Below are 24,406 nucleotides of genomic sequence, written 5' to 3' on the forward strand. Positions count from 1 at the left end.
ACCATTGCGATGCCGCTGCCGTGAGAATCGCAATGGTGCTGGAGTACGATGGCAGCAATTTTTGCGGCTGGCAAAGCCAGCGATCCGGCGGTTCGGTGCAGGACGCGGTAGAAGCAGCGCTATCGAAAATCGCATGCGAAAATATCCGGGTAGTTACGGCCGGACGTACTGATGCCGGCGTTCATGCCTCATATCAGGTTTTGCATTTTGACACCCAGGCCCAGCGCCCAATGACCGCCTGGGTCAGGGGCGCCAATGCGCTGTTACCCGAGAGTATCGCCGTGCTGTGGGCATCGCAGATTTCCGATGAATTCCACGCTCGCTATTGCGCGACTGAACGACGCTATCTTTATCTTCTGTCGAATCATCCGTCCCGTCCCGGGCTTAATCGGGGCAAAGTCGGCTGGTTTCATCAAACGCTCGATCTTGAGCCTATGCGGACCGCAGCGCAGACGCTGCTGGGTGAACACGATTTCAGCGCCTTTCGCGCGGCCGAGTGCCAGGCCAAATCTCCTGTACGAAATCTGACAAAACTTGAGATTACACAATTGGGCGACATTATCGTGTTTGAACTGCGCGCCAACGCGTTTCTTCATCACATGGTGCGCAATATTGTCGGCTGCCTCATTTATGTGGGAAAAGGAAAGTATCCGCCGGAATGGATGGGCACCCTGGTGAAAAGCGGTAAGCGTAGCGAAGCTGCGCCGACTTTTCCTGCCGCGGGGTTATACTTGACGGGAGTCAGCTATGACGCCAGATGGAAATTTCCTCCCTTTGTCGAGCCGCCGCTTGCGTCAGTTTTGCCAAGGACAAGCAGGCCTCGCTAATTGCTTTGTGACAGGCCAGGATTATGGGAACACCAGAGATTGGGTTATGGCCGTTCGAGTAAAAATTTGCGGTATAACACGTGTCGAGGATGCGCTCGCTGCAGTGCGGCTTGGCGCTGATGCCATCGGGTTCGTGTTCTGGAGGCAAAGCGCACGTTACATCACGCTCTCCAAAGCCCGCGAAATTATCGCTGCGCTACCGGCATTCGTTACCGTCGTGGGTGTGTATGTGGACCCGGACCGGGATTGGGTAGAAGAAACCTTGTCAATAGCGGGTCCGGATTTGCTCCAATTTCATGGTAACGAGCCCCCGGAATTCTGCGGGCAATTTTCGCGGCCTTATATAAAGGCTGTGCGAGTCAGAGAGGGGGTAGATTTGCTACAATACGCATCCCGTTATGCTGGAGCCAGAGGCTTGCTGCTGGATACCTATATTGAAGGCGAGACGGGTGGAACGGGGCATGCATTTGACTGGAGTCTGATTCCCCCACATTTACAGCTGCCGCTTATCCTTTCGGGGGGGCTGCATGCTGGCAATATTTCAGAGGCGATTCAGCAGGCCAACCCTTGGGCGGTGGATGTGTCAAGCGGTGTCGAATCATCCAAAGGTATCAAAGACGCGGAAAAAATTGACGCGTTCATGCGAGGAGTCCGAACCAGTGAAAGTTTATGATCTTCCAGATGGCGGTGGGCATTTTGGCCCGTATGGGGGCGTATTTGTTGCTGAAACGCTCATTGCAGCCTTGGAGGAATTGCGCGCACAGTACGATCGCTATCGTGAGGACGCGGATTTTCAGGCCGAATTTGCCTATGAGTTGAAGCATTATGTAGGACGGCCCAGTCCCATCTATCATGCAAAAAGATGGTCGGCCCATTTGGGCGGCGCACAGATTTTATTGAAGCGCGAAGACCTGAATCATACCGGCGCCCATAAAATCAATAATGCCATCGGACAGGCTCTCCTGGCGAGGCGGATGGGCAAATCGCGGGTGATCGCCGAGACCGGCGCCGGCCAGCATGGTGTGGCCACCGCGACGGTAGCGGCGCGCTACGGCATGAAATGCATTGTTTATATGGGCTCGGTGGACGTAGAACGTCAAGCCGCCAATGTTTACCGGATGAAGCTTCTGGGCGCCACGGTGGTTCCGGTTGAATCAGGGTCCCGGACATTGAAGGATGCGCTGAATGAGGCCATGCGCGACTGGGTGACCAATATCGGGGATACCTTTTATATCATTGGCACGGTTGCAGGACCGCATCCCTATCCAATGATGGTACGTGATTTTCAGGCAATCATAGGGCGGGAAGCAATTGTGCAGATGCAGGAAGAATATGGACGCCAGCCGGATGCGCTGATCGCCTGCGTGGGCGGCGGATCAAATGCAATCGGCCTTTTTTATCCCTACCTGGACAGCGACATCCGCATGATCGGCGTGGAAGCGGCGGGTCGTGGAATAGAGAGCGGGGAGCACGCAGCTACTCTGACGACGGGAAGGCCGGGTGTATTGCACGGCAATCGCACCTATCTGATTCAGGATGAGAATGGTCAGATTATCGAAACCCACTCCATTTCGGCCGGTCTGGATTATCCCGGCGTCGGCCCCGAACACGCGTGGCTCAAGGACAGCAATCGCGCTGAATATATCGGGATAACCGACGACCAGGCACTGGAGGCATTTCATGCCCTTTGTCATTACGAAGGGATCATACCGGCGCTGGAATCGAGCCATGCGCTGGCATATGCCGCTCAGCTTGCACCCACGCTTGCCAGGGACAAGCTTTTGCTGGTGAACCTTTCCGGGCGCGGCGACAAGGATATGGCCACCGTGGCGCACGCTTCCGATATCACCTTCTGACACCGCCACTCATGACCCGGATCACTACCGTTTTTGACAAACTGCGCAAGCAAAACAGGAAAGCACTGATTCCTTTCATAACCGCAGGCGACCCCGATCCTGCCCTGATGATTCCACTGATGCATGAACTGGTGAAGGCGGGAGCTGACGTCATTGAGTTGGGCGTTCCGTTTTCCGATCCCATGGCTGATGGACCGACCATCCAGCGGTCTTCGGAACGGGCGTTGAAGTATGGCGTGGGTTTGAAAGACGTCCTGACCATGGTGGAGGAATTCAGAAAAGATGATATTGCTACGCCGGTTGTACTGATGGGCTATGCAAATCCGATAGAAGCGATGGGATACGAGGCATTTACGGCAAGAGCAAGAGCATGCGGCGTGGATGGAGTATTGACAGTGGATTATCCGCCTGAAGAATCCGCGGAGTGGGTAGCGTATCTCAACCGGCAGCAAATTGACGCAATTTTTCTGCTTTCTCCCACTACTCCGCTAGCGCGCATCGAACAGGTGGCGAAGATGGCGCAGGGATATATATATTATGTTTCGCTGAAAGGCGTAACGGGCGCATCGAATCTTGACCTGCGCGAGGTAGCGGGCAGATTGGCCCAGCTACGTTCCTGCATCTCCATTCCCATTGGCGTTGGTTTCGGCATTCGTGACAGCATGACCGCCAAGGCAGTGGCGGGGCTTGCCGACGCGGTCGTTATAGGTAGCCGCATTATCGAAGAAATAGAAAACTCAACCAGAGAAAACCTGCTGTCAAACGTATATCGCCTGGTGAAAAGCCTCCGCAGCGCCATTGACGAAGCCCAGCCCGAAACATTAGTCAGCCATCATTAACTTCACCTACTTATGAGCTGGTTTCAGAAACTTCTTCCGCCAAAAATAAAGCGTAAGGAAAGCGGCGAAAAAAAGGCCGTGCCCGAAGGGCTGTGGAGCAAATGCGCGTCCTGCGAAGCAGTGCTTTACTACTCTGACTTGGGAAATAATCTCAACGTCTGCCCCAAATGCAATCATCACAACCGCATTTCTGCCCGGGTGCGCCTTGATTTATTCCTGGATGCGGAGGGACGCCACGAGATCGGCCGTGAGGTTCAGTCGCTTGACCCGCTTAAATTCAAGGACAGCAAACGCTACGTTGATCGGCTGTCAGAGGCAAAAAAAGATACCGACGAGGACGACGCTCTCGTGGTGATGCAAGGCAGCGTCAAAACGATACCCCTGGTTGCAGCGGCATTCGAATTCGGGTTTATGGGCGGCTCGATGGGGTCGGTGGTGGGAGAGCGCTTTGCCCGCGGGGTTGAGTCCTGCCTTGAGCAGCGCCTGGCCTTTGTATGCTTCTCAGCCAGCGGGGGCGCGCGCATGCAGGAAGGCTTGCTGTCTTTAATGCAAATGGCTAAAACAACGGCGGCGCTTACGCGGTTGGGTCAGGAACGGTTGCCCTTTATCTCTGTGCTGACAGATCCCACAATGGGTGGAGTATCGGCCAGCTTTGCCTTTATCGGTGACGTGGTAATTGCTGAGCCAGGCGCCCTCATAGGATTCGCAGGGCCACGCGTTATCGAGCAGACGGTGCGGCAAACCCTGCCGGAAGGATTTCAACGCGCGGAATTCCTGCTGGAACACGGAGCGATAGACATGATAGTAGACCGCCGCCGCATGCGAGACAAGATCGCCAATCTCTGCACCTTACTGATGCGTACCTCTCCGCCGTCATCTTGACGTTTCTTTGCGTTCAGACCGGAGTGCGAGGATGGTAGGAAACGAGCTCCGTCCGGAATCCAGAACACTTTCAGAGTGGTTGCGCCAACTCGAACGTATCCACCCCAAGACGATCGAGATGGGACTGGAGCGTATAGACTATGTCAGGGCCGAGCTGGGCCTCGTGCCTTCCTTTCCCATCATTACGGTCGGCGGGACCAATGGCAAAGGGTCGTCATGCGCCATGATGGAGGCGATTCTGAGCCATGCCGGGTATCGTGTGGGTTGTTATACGTCACCGCATTTATTGCGTTATAACGAGCGCGTGCGAGTAGGCCGGCAGGAAGCAAGCGACGACGAGTTGTGCAATAGTTTCCGGGCTGTAGAGTCCGCTCGCATCAGGGCAGGTGTTTCCCTGACTTATTTCGAGTTTGGCACGCTGGCGGCAATGGAACTGTTCATACGGGCCGAAGTGGATATCGCGATACTGGAGGTGGGACTGGGCGGACGTTTGGACGCTGTAAATATTTTTGACGCTGATTGTGCCGTGCTCACCAGTGTAAATTTCGATCATATGGATTACCTGGGCAATACGCGCGAGGAAATTGGATGGGAAAAGGCCGGGATTTTCAGACGCGGGAAGGCTGCTGTGTGTGCGGAGCCTGATATCCCTGCCAGCGTGCGTAATCATGCCAAGGCGATCGGCGCAAATTTAATCCATATCGGGGAACAGTTCGGGTACTCAAGCAATGCCGACGCATCCGCCTGGAGTTATTGGGGGAGCGGAGGAAAACGTCATTCGCTTCCCTATCCCGCCCTGCGGGGAGCTTGTCAGCTGCTTAACGCCAGCGCCAGCCTGGCTGCGCTGGATTGTATCAGGGACAGGTTGCCGATTACCATGAGTGATATACGTCAGGGTTTACTGGATGTGGCATGGCCAGGCCGATTTCAGGTTTTGCCGGGACGGCCCGTCACAGTGCTGGACGTGGCTCACAATCCAAGCGCCGCAGGTGTTCTGGCCAGCAGTCTCGACAGCATGGGGCGATATCGGAAAACCTATGCTGTATTCGCGATGCTTAAGGATAAGGATATTGCCGGTGTAGCGAGGGCACTCGCTGCGAGGGTGGATATATGGTTGATAGCGGGCATCGACGCGCCGCGTGGTGCCTCGGCCGATGAAGTGATACGAGTATTGGAAGAGGAAGGCATTGGGAGAGAGGGGCCAGGAGGGGGAGGAGAGAAACCAATTCTTGCTTTTTCCGATCCTGCCGCAGCCTATGCATTTGCCTGTGAGCAGGTCAGCCGAGATGGCAAGGGAAATGATAGAATCTGCGTTTTCGGCTCGTTCCATACTGTGGCCGAGGTATTACGATACCGGACCGCGGTTGAGCACGGTTAGAATCATATGGCAAAGACCGTCAGCGAAGAAGAAATTCAATTAAGGAAGCGCGCCAGAAGACGCCTTGTCGGTGCTGTTACCCTGGTGATCGCAGCAATTGTCATTTTGCCCATGGTGCTTGATAGCAAGCCCGAGCAGCGAAGTCACCAGATTGACATTCGCATACCATCGGAAGACTCGGTAGGTGAACTCGCCCCCGAAGCCACTCCCGGCACTCCCCCCGCTGAGGCACAGGTTGCGACTATCCCTGAAGGACCTGCAACTGGAATGCAGGAGGACCAAAGCGCGTCCCAGCCAGCAGCCAATGCCGCTCGATCGGTGAAAAACCCCATGGAGAAACGGGATGCCGCTTCCGGAACCGAAGGGCGGACTCCGGACCCCAAGGCCCCCAAGGCCCCCAAGGCCGAATCAACCGGCAAAACGTCCACATCTGCCGTTGACGCAGATCTGTTTGTCGTGCAATTGGGCGCTTTTTCCAACCCTGCGAAGGCCAGACAACAGTTGCGAAGCGTGATGTCGAAGGATATCAAGGCACAGCCGGATGCGAAAGCCTATACTGAAACACTCAAGTCGGACAAGGGGGACATAACGCGCGTGCGCGTTGGTCCTTTCCGGACACGCGAAGAAGCAGAGAGTACGCGCGAGACACTGAACAGCTTGGGATTCGAAGGCGTAGTGACAGAGAAAGGGCCATGATGAGATCACCGAACAGCAACAGGCTTCGTAATTTTTGTGTTTACAGATGACCTGACTATCTTCGATTACTCTGTTCTCGCCATACTCGTCTTATCGATATTGCTGAGCATGGTACGGGGCGTGGTGCGCGAGATATTGTCGCTGGCTGGCTGGGTAGTTGCATTCATGGTGGCGAACTCATTTGCAGCAGGTTTTGCGCCCCTGCTTCCTTCCGGAATCTCTGGTGAATCACTGCGTTTATTGCTGGCCTTTGCCGCGTTGTTTCTCTCATCATTGCTGGCAATGGGCTTGATTACCATGTTGATATCGGCTTTGGTAAAAACCGTGGGGCTCGGGTTTGCGGACAGATTCATGGGGTCGCTGTTCGGTTTTGCCCGTGGATTGCTGGTAGTGTTATTAATGGTGCTGGCCGCTGGACTCACAGCGCTGCCGCAGGAACCGTTCTGGAAGAAAGCCGTGCTGAGCAAGCCTTTGGAAATGGCGGCGATGATGGTTATACCCTGGCTGCCGAGAGATTTATCGAAGCGCATCAGTTATGTGAAAACTGAAGCCTGAATAATGTGAACGGTGATCTTAGGTAGAGAAAAGGCGGGCGGAAAAATACATTTCTCCTTGCCGTATGAAACCTTCTGAATATTTTTTTGCACTTTTTTGTGCAGCGTTGATATAAAGCCATCTTTGCGGAGCGCATCATGTGTGGAATTCTCGGCCTTGTCGCACAAACCCCCGTCAATCAGTTGTTATACGACGGCCTGCTCGTGCTGCAACACCGCGGGCAGGACGCGGCCGGTATTGTCACTGCCCAGGATAATACTTTTCATATGCACAAGGCCAGTGGATTAGTGCGGGATGTGTTTCGCACGCGGAACATGCGTGCCCTGCTTGGCAATATGGGTATTGGCCACGTGCGCTATCCCACGGCCGGCTCTGGCGAGTCGCCATCAGAGGCGCAGCCGTTTTATGTCAACTCGCCGTTTGGTATCGTGCTCGGACATAACGGCAATCTTACGAATGCGGCGCAACTCAATGAAGAATTGTTCCGTGAGGACCTGCGCCACGTCAATACCAATTCGGATTCAGAAGTGCTGCTGAACGTACTGGCCCACGAATTACAGAGAAGCACGAAAAACCATCAGCTTGACACCGCAGCCATTTTCGCGGCGGTGTCGGGCGTGCACCGGCGCTGCCGTGGCGCTTACGCAGTGGTTGCGATGATAGCCGGTTATGGCTTACTGGCGTTTCGCGATCCTTACGGCATCCGTCCCCTGGTGTTTGGTTGTGCCGAGACCGAGCATGGAATGGACTATCTCGTGGGGTCGGAGAGTGTGGCGCTAGATACCTTGGGTTTTAAGCTGATTCGCGATGTTGCGCCGGGGGAGGCAATTTTTATCGACGAGAGCGGCAATTTCTACAATAAGCAATGCGCGGACAACCCCACGCATAATCCCTGTATTTTCGAGTATGTTTACATGGCGCGGCCGGATTCCGTGATGGACGGTATTTCGGTATATGAAACACGGCTTAACATGGGTGAAAGCCTGGCGGACAAGATCAGCTCCACCATGCGGCATCTGGACATCGATGTGGTAATACCAATTCCCGATTCCAGCCGTCCGAGTGCCTTGCAGCTTGCCAACCGCCTGGGCGTAAGCTTTCGTGAAGGCTTCGTCAAGAACCGCTACATAGGACGTACCTTTATCATGCCGGGGCAGCAGCAGCGGCGCAAATCAGTGCGCCAGAAGCTCAATGCCATGAGTGTGGAATTCCGCGGCAAAAATGTACTGCTGGTTGATGATTCCATCGTGCGCGGCACCACCAGCCGTGAAATTGTCCAGATGGCGCAGGAAGCAGGCGCCCATAAGGTATATTTCGCTTCTGCCGCGCCCCCGGTGAGGTTTCCAAATGTTTATGGAATTGATATGCCTACCCACCAGGAACTCATCGCCACCGGACGGAACGAAGATGAAATCTGCAGGGAGATTGGAGCCGACCATTTGGTTTACCAGGATATCGATTCCCTAATAAAAGATGTATGCCAGGTCAATCCATCCATTACCCACTATGAAACCTCCTGTTTTGACGGACATTACATTACCGGTGATGTTACGCCGGAGTATCTTGCCCTTCTGGAGGCGCAACGTCACGGCGGCGTACCTATGAATCGAGCCCGCTCCAGCACACAGCTGGATTTGAATCTGGTCGCGGCGGATTAGTGGAGATTTGACAAAAAGAATTACCAGGCGTAGTTTGATCCGTGCGTTATCTTGCATGCGCCGATTTGATATTCAGCTTGCGGGCGCATTATCCTGAATCCGGCAGTTGACCGCCTATTTGCGGTTTAATGCTGTGACCTGCAAAGACTTTTGCATCACTTCACCTTTACGGTGAGTTCGCTACAGGGTGGATTGAGCAATTTTGCCGCGCATGGCTGCGTTGCAACTCCTTGGAATAGAATGACTATTCTGCATCGTTGCGCCTTGCCCTGCACCCCAAAAACCACTCACTCCATCCTGTCCAACTGACGGATTCAGGATTATAAATTCGGCTAAAGCGGGAAGAACCCGTTTTGGCGAATGCTGGACGGGTTTTTTTGAAGGAGATCCAGATGTCTGATGATTTTGAGCCGGAAACCCTCGCGTTACACACGGGTATCCACCGCAGCCAATTCAATGAACACTCGGAGGCGCTGTATCTTACCTCCAGTTTCGTATTTGACAGTGCGGCTCAGGCCGCAGCCCGTTTTTCCGATGCGGAACCGGGGAATATTTATTCCCGCTTTACCAACCCAACGGTTACGGCTTTCCAGGAACGGCTTGCTGCGCTGGAAGGTGCGGAAGCCTGTGTGGCTACTTCTTCCGGTATGTCGGCCATCCTCGCCTGCGTAATGGGTCTTCTTTCCGCCGGTGATCACATCATTGCATCGCGTAGCCTGTTTGGCTCGACAGTGAGCCTGTTCAATAACATCCTCAAACGGTTCAATATCGATACGACATTTGTTTCCGCCACCGACGTCGCAGCATGGGAGGCGGCGGTAAAACCAGGCACAAAACTGTTGTTCATAGAAACGCCATCCAACCCGCTAACTGAGATTTCAGACATCGCCGCGCTTGCGGCCGTGGCAAAAAAAGCCGGGGCGTGGCTTGCGGTCGATAACTGTTTCTGCTCGCCGGCGCTGCAACGCCCGCTGGATTTGGGCGCCGATCTCGTGATTCACTCGGCTACCAAGTATCTGGAAGGGCAGGGAAGGGTATTGGGTGGTGCAGTCCTCGGAAAGCGCGATCTGGTGATGGAACGGGGGATATTTGGATTCCTGCGCACCGCCGGGCCGAGCCTGAGCCCTTTCAACGCCTGGGTTATCCTGAAAGGAATGGAAACGCTGAAAATTCGCATGGAAACGCATTCCGCCAATGCCTTGCAAATTGCTCATTGGCTCGAGGCGCAGCCCAGCGTGGCGCGGGTTCATTATCCCGGTTTACCTTCGCACCCGCAGCATGAACTTGCCAAGCGCCAACAGAAAACCGGTGGCGGAATTGTTTCATTCGAATTGAAGAAGGGGAGGGAGGCGGCCTGGCGGGTTGTGGATTCCGTTCGCCTGATTTCAATCACCGCCAATCTTGGGGATACGAAGAGCACGCTTACCCATCCCGCTACCACTACGCACGGCCGCATCAGTCAGGAAAACCGGGATGCAGCGGGAATTACCGAAGGCTTGTTGCGTATCGCAGTGGGGCTAGAGGCGGTAAAGGATCTCCAGGCTGATCTTGCCAGGGGGTTAAACGCCTGACAAGACCCTCACCGCCTCATTCGTTCCCAAGCTTCAGCGTTTTGCGGCTTCGTAGAGTGGCAAAACGGTTGGTAGCAGTGATTCAATTTGCTGGACCCGGGTCGCGTCTGCAGGATGAGTACTCAGAAACTCGGGTAACTGTCCGCCACTCTTGGCTTTCATCATTTTTTGCCACAAGGTAACGCCCGCCCGCGGGTTGTAGCCCGCGCGCGCCGTCAGTTCGAGACCGATGCGATCTGCCTCGGCTTCATCCGTTCGGCTAAAATGTGTGGCGATAAAGGCTTGATAACCTATACCGGCGAGGTTAGTCGCAGCCTGGCTGAGGCCAAACGCTGCCGAACCCAGGCCCAGCGCAGTTTGCGCTGCAATTGCCTGCGACACCTGTTCGCGAGAATGTTCACGTAAGGCATGGGCTATTTCATGGCCCATTACAACTGCAATTTCCTCATCCGTGAGTTTAAGCTGATTGATCAGCCCTGAATAAAACATGATCTTTCCACCAGGCATGCAGAAGGCGTTGAGCTGATCGCTATCGATTATATTGACCTCCCACTTCCAGCCCGGTGCATCCGGGCGGAAAACCGCTGTTTGCGGTTTGATCCGGTCTGCTATTGCCCGCACCCGCTGCAACATCTTTTCATTCTTGTTCAGTTCCCCCTGCTGCGCCGCTTCCGACTTCAACTGGCTGTAGCCCTGTGCGGCGGTTTGCTCCAGCTGCTCAGAAGATATGAGCAACAATTGTGAGCGGTTTGCGCCAACTGCTCCACCCGAGGTGGTCGTCGCACATCCGGTGAGCGTGACTAACCAGAGGCTAATGGATATCGTGGCAAGAAAACGAAAGGTGTACATAATTATCCCGATAACAGAAAAGATATTCCTTCTTATAGGCCCGGTGGCTGCTTCATCGTATAAAAGTGTTATTTCTCTCTCGTCACGTCATTCCGCTTTCAGGGGTAAGGCGTTTTTTCCAGCCCATCAGTCGATACTCGCGCCTGGCATGGAAGCCCGAAAAAATGCTCAGTTAATATCATAGCTCATAAACGGAGGCGAAACCATCGCCGCGCTCGCCTTATATCGGCGCTATCTTGACCAAGGCCCAATACGCCGCTTGGCCGCGCCTGTCCCCGGTTACCCGCTTTAAACCACTTCCGCTTTCTCCAATACCACGTCTTCCAGTGGTACATTCTGATGGCCGCTTCGGTTGCCGGTTTTAACCTTCCTGATTTCGTCCACTACATCCTTGCCATCCACAACCTTGCCGAATACGCAATAGCCGAAACCTTGAGAGGTGGGCGCGGTGAAATTGAGGAAATCATTACCGGCGGGATTGACGTTAATAAAAAATTGTGCGGTAGCGGAATGGACATCAGACGTCCGCGCCATGGCGACGGTATAGACATCGTTCTTGAGTCCATTGGCCGCTTCATTCTGAATCGGAGCGCGAGTCTTCTTCTGGTTCATTCCTGGCTCAAACCCGCCGCCCTGAATCATGAAGCCATCGATCACACGATGAAACAAAGTGTTATCGTAGTGTCCGCTTTTTACGTAGTCGATGAAGTTCTGAGCGGTTAGTGGCGCTTTTTCGCTATCGAGTTCGAGGGTGATGACGCCGTGATTGGTGTGCAGTTTGATCATGTTTTTTCCTTGTCCAGGTCTTGATTTGACGATGAGCTTAATTTATCGATCTACCCACATTGGGCGCAGGCTCTTCTGTTATGAGTTTGATTTTTTCAATGACTACGGTCACTTTAGGCACATCGGCCGGGAAGGGTCCCGCGGGTCCGGTAGGTGCCTGAGCAATCCTGTTCACGACTTCCATTCCCTTCACAACTTTTCCGAATACTGTATAGCCATAGCCCTGGGTGGTGCGCGCAGTATGATTTAGAGAAGCGTTATCGGCGACATTAATAAAAAACTGTGCCGATGCCGAGTGCGGGTCCGATGTGCGAGCCATAGAAATGGTCCCGGTCTCATTCCTGAGGCCGTTGGCTGCCTCGTTCTCGATCGGTGGTCTTGTGGGCTTTTGTTTGAGCGTCTCCTCGAAGCCGCCGCCCTGGATCATGAATCCCGGGATGACACGGTGAAATACCGTCCCTGTATAGTAGCCGTCCTTTACGTAGCTTAAAAAATTTTGCACTGTCCTGGGCGCCTTATCCGGATAGAGCTCAAGCAATATACTACCTAAATTCGTCTTTATTTCAACCTGCGGATTGGCGGCGCAAGCTGCGCTGAAGAAAAGAAATGTGAGGGCAGCGAGAAGTTTCTTGATATGCATGGGATTTCCTGTAAGGGAAAAAAAATAAATAAGTACTTACGGATCATGCCGCGCTTTCATAGATAATTTTCCACGGCCCTTTTTTGTCTTCCTTCATCCAGTATTGGCGTTTTTTTATTCTGTTAGAAAGGTTATTGCTGGAATACTCCTGATCAAAATTGACGACTGCAAGATCGTCTCTTCCGGGATAAAGAAACACCCCTATATTGCTGATTCCTACCTTGATCCAGTCTTTGCCGGTATTGACCTCGCGTTTGTGCCGCGTCCATTCCATCAGATTCTGGTTGCCGCTGGAAAAGTTACGTCCGTAATTCCGGATATATGCCTCGATATTCCCGCTTTCCCAATCGCGCCGCCAGTTTTCCAGGTGCTTTGTGAGTTTGCGGCGCAGGCTTGCTGCGTCCCCCGGTTTTACCCATTCCATTTTGTCGCTGATTATCACCGGTGTTATGCCAACCTGCAGTCTGGCGCCCACGGTCTGCAAGTCATCATTCGAAAGCACGACACAACCGTCGCTCGCCCGAGGGGGGCGGCTGTATGTATCCGAGGGCGTACCATGGATCCAGATGCCAAAACCGCTACGGCCATTCCGTTTATCCCATTCGTTGGGATAATTGATGGGAAAGGCACCGCCACCATAAAAATCAGTAAGTTTCTGCCGGGGTACATTGGCAGTGACAAAATAAACGCCAATGGGAGTTTTCTTGTCTCCTTCCTTCAGTTTTTGCGACCCATTCTTGCCGCTGCTGATGTAATAATCAGCAAGGTAACGTGCATGGCCTCCCACGTTCTCGTAGATATATAGTCGTGATTTGCCGGTGTCGGCAATAACCGCATATTTTTGTTCAGACGGCATTTGTACAAGATACTTTGGCGTCATATTACGGGGAATTGTTTCCCGATGACGCTGCAGACGTGCTCGCGCTTCTTCACGCAAATCAGCTAAATGTTGTTGCGAGACACCCGACGTATCTCCCATAGTACTGATTGGACGCGAACGGGACAGCAGCAAATCGCCTTTAATCAGATGGGCCAGTCGGAAGTTCGGGTTGGCCTTGATCAATTGTTCAACACCGCTTAAGGCCGAATCCATGCGGCTCTCCCCGATTTCCTGCAGGCTTTTGACGAGCATTGTTTCCGGTACGGTCAGTGAGCCGGGCAAGGCCGAGTGATCGGTAGCGGATGCGCCTGAGGCGAGGAAGCCGAGGAGGGCTATAGCGCATGTCGTAAATGCGGTTGTGATAAACAGGCCGGTGGATCGGGATCGCCCGGGGGAAATCGGTCCACTCGGGGACTTCATCGGCCGACCCGTTCCTGCTGTATGAGCCATTTTCCCCCGGTCTTGACCATCTCAAGGGTTTTAACCGTGTTACTCCTGAGCGCATCGGAGTGATAGGACTGCTTGAAGGTCACCTTGGCCTGAGTAGCATCGGTAAAGCTTATTTTAGGATCAGCAATGGCAACACGGATGGATTTGGGCTTGGTGATGCGCTCCCTCCGGCTCTTTTCCCAGGCGGTTCGCGAAAGGACGCCATGAGGGCGGAAGCTGCTTGCATAGAAGGTAAGGTATCCGGCTACATCCTTGCCAGACCAGGCCTTGGCCCATGCGTTCACAGTCTGGAGTATTTCATCTGAATCGTCCGGACCGGCAAATTGTTCCAGCGACGGTTTTTCAGCAACGGCAAGCTTTTTGGCCTCAGGTTTTTCCACTTTTTCTTCCGGCTTCTCCACCATTTTTCCCGAAGCTTTCTCTGGCGCCGCTGCTGGGGGGTTTGCCGGCGGATTATCTGGGGGCGCCAGGGAAGCGGGCGGGCTTGCAGTTGCGACTTGTACTTCTTTGGACCTGCCCGTGAATACGTCTTTAATCATCGCCAGCTTGGTTTGTGCAGCGGCATTATCCTTGTCCAGCTGTAATGCCTTGCCGTATGCCTGACTCGCCATCTTCGCATAAATATCACCCAGATTCTCGTGGGCGGTAGCATAGCTGGGGTGAGTGCGTATCGCCGCTTCCAGCGCGCCTTTGGCTTTATCATATTGGCCCTGGCTGGCGTAGAGAACTGCAAGATTATTGTAAGGTTCCGGCAGGTCGGGAAATTCTTCCGCGAGCGAAGAAAATATCCTGATGGCGTCAGCGGTCTTTTTTTGCTCGGTAAGTATCAGGCCTTTATGGAAGCGCATTTGGGCATCCTTGGGCTTGAGCGCGAGATAAGCATCAGCCTGCTGCAGGGCCTTGGTTAAATTGCCCTGTTTGTAGAGTTTGGCAACTTGGTCGTTTTCATCGGCAAGCGCTACGGGACTCGACAGCAGGAACAGCGCAGCAACCGCGATGGATGCGCTTGCCCAGCGAAAATCCAGTGTTTTCATTATGCTATACTGCTCCGATTTTTGTTGGGTTATCCTGAAACCTTCGGGATTCTACCAAGAAGCCTGCCCAATTCACAATCTCGCCAAGATGCTTAAAATCCATAATTCGCTTGCAAGGGAAAAACAGGACTTTATTCCCCTGACTCCCGGCAAGGTTAAAATATATGTTTGCGGCATGACGGTCTACGACTATTGCCATCTTGGTCATGCACGCATGATGGTGGTATTCGACATGGTACAACGCTGGCTTCAGGTGAGCGGCTTTGACGTTACCTACGTTCGCAATATAACCGATATAGACGACAAGATTATCAAACGCGCACAGGAAAACAACGAGTCCATCGAAGCGTTGACCGCCCGTTTTATCCGGGCAATGGAAGAAGATGCGGCCGCACTTGGCGTGACTCCGCCATCATTTGAGCCGCGAGCCACCCGACATGTAGAAGACATGATAGTCATGATACGCACGCTGGTGGATAAAAATCTCGCCTATGCAGCTTCCAATGGTGATGTGTACTTTGCCGTGCATAGATTTCCCGGATATGGAAAGCTTTCCGGGAAATCCCTTGAAGATTTACGTGCGGGAGAGCGGGTGGTTATCGATCCACACAAGAAAGATCCGCTGGATTTCGTATTGTGGAAAGCAGCCAAACCAGGTGAACCACAATGGGACTCACCGTGGGGTGGCGGGCGCCCTGGTTGGCACATTGAATGCTCGGCGATGGGCGAACGTTATCTGGGCGAACATTTTGACATACATGGGGGCGGCCAGGACCTGCAGTTTCCCCATCATGAAAACGAGATTGCGCAAAGCGAGGGCGCCCACGGTCATCCTTTCGTCAACTACTGGATGCATAACGGTTTCGTGCGGGTAGATGATGAAAAGATGTCGAAGTCGCTGGGAAATTTTTTTACGGTTCGCGAGATTCTCGCCCGTTATCAGCCGGAAGTGGTGCGGTTCTTTATCCTGCGGGCGCATTACCGCAGTCCGCTGAATTATTCCGATCAGCACCTTGAAGATGCCAGGCGCGCACTTGACCGGCTTTACACTGCGATCAAAGGAAGTGAAGACAGCGAAGTTGCGCCGGCAATAGACTGGAATGGGCCATACGCCCGGCGTTTCAGGGAAGCAATGGACGACGACTTTAACACCTCCGACGCGATAGCAGTGCTATTTGATCTCGCCAACGAAATTAACAAGACCGGATCCCAAAAGACTATAGTATTAATGAGAGCGCTCGGCGGTGTCCTGGGGTTGCTGCAACAGGACCCTCGGCAATATTTCCAGGATGTTGTGGCTGCGGCAGATTCTGCATTTACTCCGGAACGTGTTGAGCAAATGATTCAGCAGAGGCTCGTTGCCCGCGCAAAAAAAAATTATGACGAAGCAGACCGTATCCGGAAGGAGTTGCTGGATGCCGGTATTATTCTGGAAGATGGCGCGCAAGGCACAACCTGGCGGCGAGGCACAAGCGTTTCCGCTGTTTGATGCTTGGCGTACCTAGATCATCAGCCTCAGTTGCCGCTACACTCCACGGGCAGCTGATACGAGGAGAGTCAGAATGGATTTGAATGTTAAAAGGCTGGTATTCTCTGAGGAAAGCACCGTTGGTGAGTTATCAATAAATGGCGAGTTCGAATGCTACACACTGGAGGACAAGGTAAGACCGGTAAAGATCAAGGGGAAGACAGCGATCCCCGCCGGACGCTATGAAGTCATAATCAACTTTTCGCAGCGGTTTCAGCGACAACTCCCGCTTCTTTTGAAGGTACCTGATTTTGAGGGTGTCAGGATCCATCCTGGAAATACAGCCGCCAATACGGAGGGATGCATACTAGTCGGCGAAACGAAAGATGATAATTTTGTTGGGCACAGCAGATTGGCGTTTGATCGGTTATTCGAAAAATTGAAGGCTGCATCCACGACCGAAAAAATATTCATAAAGATAGAGTGAGATTGCAAATAGGGGCAAGTTCAAAAGGGAATGGCTATAACTGACAATGTTGAGCTTTCTGAAAATGCTGCTTGCCGGTTCTGCTGCATGCTCTTTTTGTGCCCTTGCAGAAACAGAGGCAATACCTTTCGTCCATGAGAAGACATATACGCTGCCGTCCGGCAAAAAAGTCGCTGTCAAGTTACGGGAACGCCAGTGCAAAGCCGGCGAGTGCCGCGAGGCGGATGCAGGGATGTGGGGGATGGATGGCGGTATCCCGCGGGTTGTTACTGAAACTTTCGTTGTTTTCATTGATGGCACACAATTTCTCATCCCCGAGAAATTCCATAAAGATCTTACCAATACGCATTACGTGAACGTATATGAGCAGAAGGGCCGCGTCGTTATCGAACTCAAGGGTGGGGATGCCGCAAGCGCCTATACCGGGCAGTTCATACTTGGCGGCGGCTGCGGGTTCGAAAGGAAAATCTGCGGCGAGGTGTGCAAGGAAATCTGGGAGCGCACGACCTGGCATAACTCCTTCGCCTACGGCCACGATCCGCAATGCCAGAGTGGAATCCAATGAGGCTGCACCGTGTGCCAGCGCACAGCGGTGGTGTGTGTGTTCGGACATACTGATTAATTCATGGGGCCGAGAGAATACAAACTATAACTGCTGATAAGCTTGCCCTGCGTTCAGATTTTTGAGCACGGGCACTGTTGAGTTGTTGAGCCTTTATTCCCTCTGTCAGAAGTTCTGAGAAAGGAGAATGCATGGCACAAGTATTCAATGCGCTTTCGCGTGCCTTTCGCGATTTGTTCCAGTTTCAGGTCTTGTGGATCGTGGTTTGGCCCATTCTGGCAGCCAGCCTGTTGTGGTTGATTCTGGGTGTTGCGTTCTGGGGCACTTTTTCGGGATGGATCGCAAGCGGTCTGACGGCAATCGGCATTCAAACCTGGCTGGAAGGCGTGGAACCAAGGTGGGTCGCGTACGGAATTCAGGCGGTTGCACATCTGATTCTGTTCGTGCCCCTGGTTTTCGTGACCGCGCTGGTGATTACGGCCCTGTTTGCAATGACTGCCCTGATTCGCCTGGTGGCAAGTCGCGACTATCCGCAACTGGAACGCGAGAACGGGGGCGGTTTCACAGGCAGCCTGCTAAATGCCATGATCGCGCTTGGAATCTTTGTTGCGATTTGGTTGATCACTCTTCCCTTGTGGTTGGCCGGCGTAGGCGTGATCATTCCATTTATTGCCTCCGCCTATCTGAACCAGCGCCTGTTCCGTTACGACGCACTCGCGGAACACGCCAGCCGGGACGAAATGCAGGCAATATTTTCTGCGGAGCGGCCGGCTCTTTGGGGGCTGGGGCTTTTGACCGGTCTGGTACAATTCATTCCATTTCTAAATCTGTTCGCACCCGTGCTGGCCGCGCTGGCCTTCATTCATTTCTGTCTGGCACGTCTGACGAACCTGCGTCATTCAGCCGCCCATGTTAACCCGCATTTATCAAGGAGGTAATGTCCATGCAAACCCGCATTCTTCATTCCATGACAATCGGATTGGCGCTGGCAGCGGGCATTTCCACGTTGGCGGATGCGGAAGAGCCAGCCTCGGCTATCGGGGGTGGCGCTCATAAGCATCACACACAGCCAAGCCGGTCCGGCTCTGATAATCAGCAGATAGCTCCGAAGCTGCTGAACCTTGGTTCACATACCTTCCCGGTCAGCACGAGGAACAGCCTGGCCCAACAGTACATCAACCAGGGAGTGAATCTCTCCTACGCATTCAATCATGCCGAGGCAGGCCGCGCGTTCAACGAGGCGGCGCGGCTCGACCCTTCGCTGGCGATGGCTTATTGGGGACAAGCGCTCGTGCTGGGTCCCAATATCAACGCGGCAATGAAACCTGAAGACGAGCTACCGGCGCTGGAGCTTGTGCGAAAGGCAGCATCGCTTGCCGGGAAGTCGTCACCGCGCGAGCAGGCGCTCATCCATGCGCTGGAGAAGCGCTATAGCGGCAACGCCGAGAATCGGAAAGCTAACGATAAAGCTTATGCTGATGCGATGCGAGATGCGCACCAGCGCTTCCCGGACGATCCGGATGTTGCGATGCTTTATGTCGAAGCCATGATGGACACCAAACCTTGGGGTTACTGGATGAACGATGGCTATCCACTCGAGGGAACAGCTGAAATAGTTGGAGTTACCGAAGAGGTGATGCGTCGCTATCCCAGACATCCGGGCGCGGTGCACTTCTATATTCATCTGATCGAGCCGACAAACATGCCCGAGCGGGCGGAGAAGGCGGCCGATACGCTGCTTACCCTGATGCCGGATGCAGGACATGCGGTGCACATGCCATCTCATATCTATCTGCGAATCGGCCGGTATGCTGATGCAATAAAGAGTAATCAGCTCGCGATTGCGGCCGACAAAAGGTATTTTGGGCAGCGCCAGGCGCAGGGCTCGGAATCACAGGAACAGGAGCTCTACCCCGTAATATATTTTACGCACAACATGCATTTTCTCTGGGCTGCGGCTACCGCAGACGGACAAAGCCGTACTGCGATAGAATCAGCGCGAAAAGTGGCCAGCGTTATAGACGATGTCGTGCTGAAGGAAGTGCCGCCAACAGCAATATTTCGCGTTGTACCGTACTGGGCGCTTGCGAGGTTCGGGAAGTGGAATGAGCTCCTCCAGGAGCCCGCCCCATCAACCACGAATGCATTCGTGAAAGGGGGCTGGCATTATGCGCGAGGCCTGGCCTTTGCCGCAACGCGGCAGTTGCAGAAGGCGGAGCAGGAGTTGATGGCACTGCGGGAAGTGCTGAAGGATCCCTCTCTGGATGGGCCGCTTCTTTCGCTCAACACCGGGCGTTCTGTCCTGCGCATCGGCCCGGAAGTGCTCGCGGGCGAGATCGCCGTTGCCCGGGGACAATTCGACACCGCCGTTGCGCACCTGGACCGCGCTGTCCGTCTGGAGGATGCCCTGGCTTATACCGAACCGCCGGAATGGCAAGCTCCCTCAAGATTGGCTTTGGGTGCTATTCTACTTGAATCGGGACACCCCGCCGAAGCGGAGACCGTGTATTGGGAAGAGCTACGACGCAATCGCAATAATGGATGGGCGCTTTTCGGCTTGATGCAGGCTTTGCGCGCGCAAAACAAGGACGGCGAGGCAGCGCTGGTCGAGACGCGTTTTAAAAAGGCCTGGGCGCGCGCGGATGTGCAACTCAACGCATCTCCTTCGGCTGTGTTTCAGCATTGCCCGAAAGAATGGTTTCGGAAACAGCGGATAAATAACAAAGCACAGCTATAGCGGTTAGTCCACTTCGATGAACTGTTTTTTAAAGGTTTTCATGGAGAGGGCATAGGGATGCGCTGACTGTTTCCCCGTATTTTATCTGGATCGCACGGCAATATCTGGACGAGAGAAGCAAGCGTGGTGAGAAAAAAACAAGCTGTACTCGAACCCCTGGTATGCACAATCGGACATTCAACGCATCCCTTCAATGAATTCGTCGATCTGTTAAAAACAAACGAAGTCACACATATCCTCGATGTACGCACCGTGCCGCGTTCGCGGCACAACCCTCAATTCAACAATGAAACATTGCCTGGCGCGTTGCAGGCAGAGGGTATTAAATACACGCACATTCCGGGTCTTGGCGGATTGAGGCGCACGAACAAGGACTCGATTAACGGTGGCTGGCGCAACTTGTCATTTCGCGGATACGCGGATCACATGCAAACGGCTGAATTCAGCGAGAATGTAGAGAAGGTGATGGAGCTTGCCGCGCACGAAAGGTGTGCCCTCATGTGTGCTGAAGCGGTTCCATGGCGCTGCCACCGCTCGTTGATCGCCGATGCGCTTATCCTGCGCGGCGCCAGGGTTGAAGACATAATCAGTACGCATGGAAGGAAAACGCGTTCGGTAACACCATGGGCACGAACCGATGGCCTGAAGATTTTCTACCCTCCACAAACAATGGGGGACGCTGAAGATAAGTAATTTAATGGATATGGCAAGTCGTTGAGTTCATAATGCACATCAATAGTGCGTTGATACCAATGGCAAAGGAGTCATGGTGATGAAAACCTTGTGTACCGGGTGCGCAGCACTCGTCGCTTTTGCCATGCTGGCTCCACAGTCTGTCATGGCGTATGAAGAAAACCTGTTAAGGCCACCGCATCTGCAACCTCAACCGGGAAAGAGCCCGGCAAACCAGGGAGGACAGGAAAATATTCCTCCCAAGCCCTGGGAGTCCAGACCATGGGACTCGGCTTCTGAAGAAGTGAGACCGAAGGAGTTGAGGCCGGGCGAGCAGAAAGCGATGGATGATAGGCGCCGCGCAGGTAGAAAAGCCCGCAAGGAGCGGCTCGAGAAAGAGAGGGGGAAAGAAAAAGAAACGACGGAGGAGGTCAGCAGCGTTCCGGACCGCACCAGGCAACATCATAGCAAATGGCGGAGGCACCAGATGGAAAGTGAGCGGTATTATCCAGCGGGCATGAGATGACGGAGAGATAAGGAAGTAAGAATATTCCACGAAACCCGATTTTGATGGCGTTTAATATCACCTGAAGAGAACCGTGGGCTCCGTGCATTAGAAAAAAGGTGATTATTTAATGAGCGCATTCAGTATACTTTTATAGATGATGTCTCCAAATTTTCTGATTATCAGTGCTGCCGCCGTTCTGCTTGTTACCATGGCTTTTCTGGTAATCAGGCTGGGCATTCTTTCGTCAATGGTACGCGACCTGCTGGGGCAGCAAGCGAAGTTGATGGAAGATAAGCATCGCGACATGCTCAAGGATTTGCACGAGGGCCTCGCAAATCAGGGCGAACGGATATCGGAGGCGCTTGGCAAAAGTTCCGAGCAGTTGCGCGGAACGGTAGAAGTCCGCCTGGATCAGATCAGCGGACACGTTACCGAGCGCCTTGATGAAGGATTCAGGAAAACGAACGAGACGTTCACCAGCGTCATGACGCGGCTTGCCACCATAGACGAGGCGCAGAAAAAAATAGACAGCCTTACCACCAACATGGTGAGCTTGCAGGAACTTCTGGGCGACAAGCGTTCCCGCGGCGCATTCGGCGAGGTGCAACTGGAGGCGCTGGTACGTAATATTCTACCTCCGGCGGCATACGCGATGCAGCATACGCTTTCCAATGGAAACCGTGTGGACTGCGTATTGCAACTGCCGCCGCCGACAGGGATGGTGGCAGTCGATTCAAAATTCCCGCTGGAAAATTTTCATCGCATGTTCGACCGCAACGGGGATGACGCCAGCCGGGCATTGGCGCAAAAGCAATTCAAGGCCGACGTGAAGAAGCATGTGGATGACATAGCCGGCAAATATATACTTCCGCCGGAAACCTGCGACGGCGCCGTAATGTTCGTGCCGGCGGAAGCTGTTTTTGCCGAAATTCACGCCTACCATTCCGATGTGGTCGACTATGCCATGCAGAAACAGGTCTGGATAGTTTCGCCCACCACCCTGATGGCGGTGTTGAACACGGCACGGGCAGTACTCAAGGATATTGAAACCCGCGAGCAGGTTCACATCATCAAGAACGAACTCTCCAGGCTCGGCAAGGACTTCGCGCGTTTCGACGAGCGGATGAAAAGACTTGCCGATCATATTCGTCAGGCTAATCAGGATGTGGAAGAGGTGCATGTTTCCAGCCGCAAGATCAGCCAGCGCTTCGCCCGGATCGATGCGGTGGAACTGGACGCACAGCAAGTGGTAGCACCTGTGCTGGAATCCGGCGATGACTGATCAATGCTTTCCAATCTTAAAGCCTGGCATCGCCGCCGCATTCTTAAAAATGAGCCGGTTTCCGATGATGCCTGGCAAAGCGCGCTATCCCGGTTGAAATGCCTGCGCGGCCTGAGCCTGGCCGAGCTTGAACACTTGCGCGAAAAGGTCATACTGTTTCTTCATGCAAAGCAGATTAGCGGCGCGCATGGGTTGATTGTCACCGAAGAGATGCATGTTCTGATCGCGGTGCAGGCTTGCATACTGATTCTGAACCTCGATCTGGATTATTATGACGGCTGGGTCGAAATTATTATTTATCCCGGTGAATTCATACGCGATTACGAGTATGTGGACGAAGATGGCGTGGTGCACCTTACCCGGGAGCCGATATCAGGGGAGTCCTGGTTAGGCGGGCCCGTAATACTTTCCTGGGAAGATACGGTTGTTGCTGACGCTGGGGTCGGATATAACGTCGTAATACACGAATTTGCCCACAAGCTCGATATGTTGAATGGCGACGCCAACGGGTTTCCACCCTTGCACCCCGACATGAGCAGACAGGCATGGAGCGAGGTATTCAGTAAAGCCTATGCGGATTTTTGCAGAAGCATCGATGAGAATGAGGCGACTGAGGTGGACTCTTATGCGGCAGAGAATCCCGCTGAGTTCTTCGCAGTAATGAGCGAGGCTTTCTTCGAAACGCCTTTGTCGGTAAAACTTTATTTTCCTTCAGTATATGAACAGTTGGCCCTGTTTTATCGGCAGGACCCGGCGCAACGGCGGAGCATATCTTGATCGAATATCTCATTGGCGGCGATATCGGCGGAACGAAGACTTTGCTGCAGGCAGTGCAACTGAAAGAAGGCAATGCACGGGTGTGCTGTGAGCGGCGCTATGCCAGTCGCGCGTACCCAAGCTTTTCCGACGTACTGAGGGAATTTCTGAATGACGCAGCGTCGCTCGGTATTGAATCCATTCCCGCAAGCGCCTGTCTTGCAGTGGCGGGCCCAATTGCAAAACAGGAGGTGGCGCTTACCAATTTGCCCTGGGTGATGAATGCAGCGGCCATTGCCAGGGAATTCTCCATTCCAAAGGTCAAGCTCATCAATGATTTTGCAGCCGTGGCATTGAGCGTCGAAATTCTGTCCGCGAGCGATCTGGAGACGTTGCAGGCAGGCAAGCCCTACGCCGCCGGGATGCGGGTTGCGCTTGGCGCGGGCACAGGCATGGGTGGGGCCTGGCTGGTATGGCAGAATGGCCGATATATAGCCTTGCCCAGTGAAGCTGGCCATATTGACTTCGCTCCTGCCGATGAGTTGCAGGCCCGGTTACTGCAATATCTACGGAAGATATTTGGTCATGTGTCGGTAGAGCGCGTGTTGTCCGGGCCGGGATTGACCAATATTTTCAATTTTCTGCAAGCCGACCTGAGCGGCACGGCAGATCTGCTGACGCAGGTGCATCTTGAAGCTGATGGAGCCGCACAGGTGGCGGACCTGGCGTTCAATCATAAGCATCCCATTGCAGCGAAAGCAATGGATTTATTTGCCGAGGTTTATGGAGCCTATGCGGGAAATCTGGCGCTGGCTGGGCTGTGTCGTAATGGTGTGTATGTAGCCGGCGGAATTGCGCCTAAAATCATCGCAAAATTGAGAGAAGGCGGTTTCATGAAGGCATTTCGCGACAAGGGGCGCTTTTCCTCGTTAATGGGAGAGATACCCGTGCATGTGATGATGAATCCCAAGGCCGGACTGCTGGGTGCTGCTCAGGAAGCACAGCGGATGCTGGTCGAAAATGACTAGGGATG

General features: G+C 53.6%; 25 protein-coding genes. 20 read left to right on the forward strand and 5 right to left on the reverse strand.

The window, feature by feature from the left end; translation table 11 throughout:
* The first annotated feature begins 20 nt into the window (after positions 1 to 20).
* The 10 genes from truA (at position 21) to BMZ14_RS11115 (ending at position 10,262) form a co-directional block, all read left to right on the forward strand.
* Positions 21 to 827 (forward strand): tRNA pseudouridine(38-40) synthase TruA, encoded by an 807-nt coding sequence (gene truA, locus BMZ14_RS11070; protein WP_177186969.1) that lies wholly within the window; start codon positions 21 to 23, stop codon positions 825 to 827.
* Positions 828 to 873: 46 nt separating this feature from the next.
* Complete coding sequence (locus BMZ14_RS11075) at positions 874 to 1,500, forward strand: phosphoribosylanthranilate isomerase (RefSeq protein ID WP_074797514.1); 627 nt, start codon at positions 874 to 876, stop codon at positions 1,498 to 1,500.
* Positions 1,487 to 2,683, forward strand: a complete 1,197-nt coding sequence (gene trpB / locus BMZ14_RS11080) for a tryptophan synthase subunit beta (protein ID WP_074797516.1) — start codon at positions 1,487 to 1,489, stop codon at positions 2,681 to 2,683. The genes BMZ14_RS11075 and trpB overlap by 14 nt, the downstream gene beginning before the upstream one ends.
* 11 nt (positions 2,684 to 2,694) lie before the next feature.
* Positions 2,695 to 3,522 (forward strand): tryptophan synthase subunit alpha, encoded by an 828-nt coding sequence (trpA, locus tag BMZ14_RS11085; protein ID WP_074797518.1) that lies wholly within the window; start codon positions 2,695 to 2,697, stop codon positions 3,520 to 3,522.
* A gap of 12 nt (positions 3,523 to 3,534) precedes the next feature.
* Positions 3,535 to 4,404 (forward strand): acetyl-CoA carboxylase, carboxyltransferase subunit beta, encoded by an 870-nt coding sequence (gene accD / locus BMZ14_RS11090; RefSeq protein WP_074797520.1) that lies wholly within the window; start codon positions 3,535 to 3,537, stop codon positions 4,402 to 4,404.
* A gap of 31 nt (positions 4,405 to 4,435) precedes the next feature.
* A complete protein-coding gene (gene folC, locus BMZ14_RS11095) occupies positions 4,436 to 5,782 on the forward strand; it encodes a bifunctional tetrahydrofolate synthase/dihydrofolate synthase (RefSeq protein ID WP_074797522.1) in 1,347 nt (448 codons plus the stop codon).
* 6 nt (positions 5,783 to 5,788) lie between these two features.
* Positions 5,789 to 6,478: an SPOR domain-containing protein gene (locus tag BMZ14_RS11100; RefSeq protein ID WP_074797524.1), complete on the forward strand. Its 690-nt coding sequence runs from the start codon at positions 5,789 to 5,791 to the stop codon at positions 6,476 to 6,478.
* A 36-nt stretch (positions 6,479 to 6,514) separates the two neighbouring features.
* Entirely contained in the window at positions 6,515 to 7,033 is a 519-nt protein-coding gene (locus BMZ14_RS11105; RefSeq protein ID WP_256208580.1) for a CvpA family protein, read from the forward strand.
* A 137-nt stretch (positions 7,034 to 7,170) separates the two neighbouring features.
* Positions 7,171 to 8,691, forward strand: coding sequence for an amidophosphoribosyltransferase (gene purF / locus BMZ14_RS11110; protein ID WP_074797526.1), 1,521 nt, complete (start codon positions 7,171 to 7,173; stop codon positions 8,689 to 8,691).
* Positions 8,692 to 9,083: 392 nt separating this feature from the next.
* Complete coding sequence (locus BMZ14_RS11115; protein WP_074797528.1) at positions 9,084 to 10,262, forward strand: O-succinylhomoserine sulfhydrylase; 1,179 nt, start codon at positions 9,084 to 9,086, stop codon at positions 10,260 to 10,262.
* A gap of 33 nt (positions 10,263 to 10,295) precedes the next feature.
* Here BMZ14_RS11115 and BMZ14_RS11120 read toward each other — a convergent pair whose 3' ends face one another.
* The 5 genes from BMZ14_RS11120 to BMZ14_RS11140 all read right to left on the reverse strand — a co-directional run bounded on the left by BMZ14_RS11120 (position 10,296) and on the right by BMZ14_RS11140 (position 14,901).
* Positions 10,296 to 11,111 carry a M48 family metallopeptidase gene (locus BMZ14_RS11120; RefSeq protein ID WP_074797530.1) on the reverse strand — a complete coding sequence of 272 codons (816 nt, stop codon included), beginning with the start codon at positions 11,109 to 11,111 and terminating at the stop codon, positions 10,296 to 10,298.
* Positions 11,112 to 11,399: 288 nt separating this feature from the next.
* Positions 11,400 to 11,897: a peptidylprolyl isomerase gene (locus tag BMZ14_RS11125; protein WP_074797532.1), complete on the reverse strand. Its 498-nt coding sequence runs from the start codon at positions 11,895 to 11,897 to the stop codon at positions 11,400 to 11,402.
* A 37-nt stretch (positions 11,898 to 11,934) separates the two neighbouring features.
* The gene (locus tag BMZ14_RS11130) at positions 11,935 to 12,537 is read right to left on the reverse strand and encodes a peptidylprolyl isomerase (RefSeq protein ID WP_143071971.1); all 603 of its coding nucleotides are present in this window, start codon (positions 12,535 to 12,537) and stop codon (positions 11,935 to 11,937) included.
* A gap of 43 nt (positions 12,538 to 12,580) precedes the next feature.
* Positions 12,581 to 13,837, reverse strand: coding sequence for a L,D-transpeptidase family protein (locus BMZ14_RS11135; protein WP_074797534.1), 1,257 nt, complete (start codon positions 13,835 to 13,837; stop codon positions 12,581 to 12,583).
* A complete protein-coding gene (locus BMZ14_RS11140; RefSeq protein WP_074797536.1) occupies positions 13,834 to 14,901 on the reverse strand; it encodes a tetratricopeptide repeat protein in 1,068 nt (355 codons plus the stop codon). Before BMZ14_RS11140 ends, BMZ14_RS11135 begins: the two co-directional genes overlap by 4 nt.
* An 88-nt stretch (positions 14,902 to 14,989) precedes the next feature.
* On the opposite strand from BMZ14_RS11140, the gene cysS reads away from it, so the two are divergent.
* The 10 genes from cysS to glk all read left to right on the forward strand — a co-directional run bounded on the left by cysS (position 14,990) and on the right by glk (position 24,401).
* Positions 14,990 to 16,390, forward strand: coding sequence for a cysteine--tRNA ligase (gene cysS, locus BMZ14_RS11145; RefSeq protein WP_074797615.1), 1,401 nt, complete (start codon positions 14,990 to 14,992; stop codon positions 16,388 to 16,390).
* A gap of 73 nt (positions 16,391 to 16,463) precedes the next feature.
* Positions 16,464 to 16,856 (forward strand): DUF5675 family protein, encoded by a 393-nt coding sequence (locus BMZ14_RS11150; RefSeq protein WP_074797538.1) that lies wholly within the window; start codon positions 16,464 to 16,466, stop codon positions 16,854 to 16,856.
* Between the two features lie 46 nt (positions 16,857 to 16,902).
* Entirely contained in the window at positions 16,903 to 17,421 is a 519-nt protein-coding gene (locus BMZ14_RS11155; protein ID WP_074797540.1) for a hypothetical protein, read from the forward strand.
* 188 nt (positions 17,422 to 17,609) lie between these two features.
* On the forward strand, positions 17,610 to 18,356 hold the full coding sequence (locus tag BMZ14_RS11160; protein ID WP_074797542.1) for an EI24 domain-containing protein: 747 nt from the start codon (positions 17,610 to 17,612) through the stop codon (positions 18,354 to 18,356).
* Positions 18,357 to 18,361: 5 nt separating this feature from the next.
* A complete protein-coding gene (locus BMZ14_RS11165; RefSeq protein ID WP_256208581.1) occupies positions 18,362 to 20,155 on the forward strand; it encodes a tetratricopeptide repeat protein in 1,794 nt (597 codons plus the stop codon).
* Between the two features lie 126 nt (positions 20,156 to 20,281).
* Positions 20,282 to 20,848: a DUF488 domain-containing protein gene (locus tag BMZ14_RS11170; protein WP_074797617.1), complete on the forward strand. Its 567-nt coding sequence runs from the start codon at positions 20,282 to 20,284 to the stop codon at positions 20,846 to 20,848.
* A 79-nt stretch (positions 20,849 to 20,927) separates the two neighbouring features.
* Entirely contained in the window at positions 20,928 to 21,353 is a 426-nt protein-coding gene (locus BMZ14_RS11175; protein ID WP_143071973.1) for a hypothetical protein, read from the forward strand.
* Between the two features lie 139 nt (positions 21,354 to 21,492).
* Positions 21,493 to 22,617, forward strand: coding sequence for a DNA recombination protein RmuC (locus BMZ14_RS11180; RefSeq protein ID WP_074797547.1), 1,125 nt, complete (start codon positions 21,493 to 21,495; stop codon positions 22,615 to 22,617).
* 3 nt (positions 22,618 to 22,620) lie between these two features.
* The gene (locus tag BMZ14_RS11185) at positions 22,621 to 23,394 is read left to right on the forward strand and encodes a M90 family metallopeptidase (protein ID WP_074797549.1); all 774 of its coding nucleotides are present in this window, start codon (positions 22,621 to 22,623) and stop codon (positions 23,392 to 23,394) included.
* The gene (glk, locus tag BMZ14_RS11190; protein WP_074797550.1) at positions 23,391 to 24,401 is read left to right on the forward strand and encodes a glucokinase; all 1,011 of its coding nucleotides are present in this window, start codon (positions 23,391 to 23,393) and stop codon (positions 24,399 to 24,401) included. The genes BMZ14_RS11185 and glk overlap by 4 nt, the downstream gene beginning before the upstream one ends.
* The last annotated feature ends 5 nt before the right edge of the window (positions 24,402 to 24,406 follow it).

The sequence above is a fragment of the Nitrosospira briensis genome, from assembly GCF_900115125.1.
GTDB lineage: Bacteria > Pseudomonadota > Gammaproteobacteria > Burkholderiales > Nitrosomonadaceae > Nitrosospira > Nitrosospira briensis_A.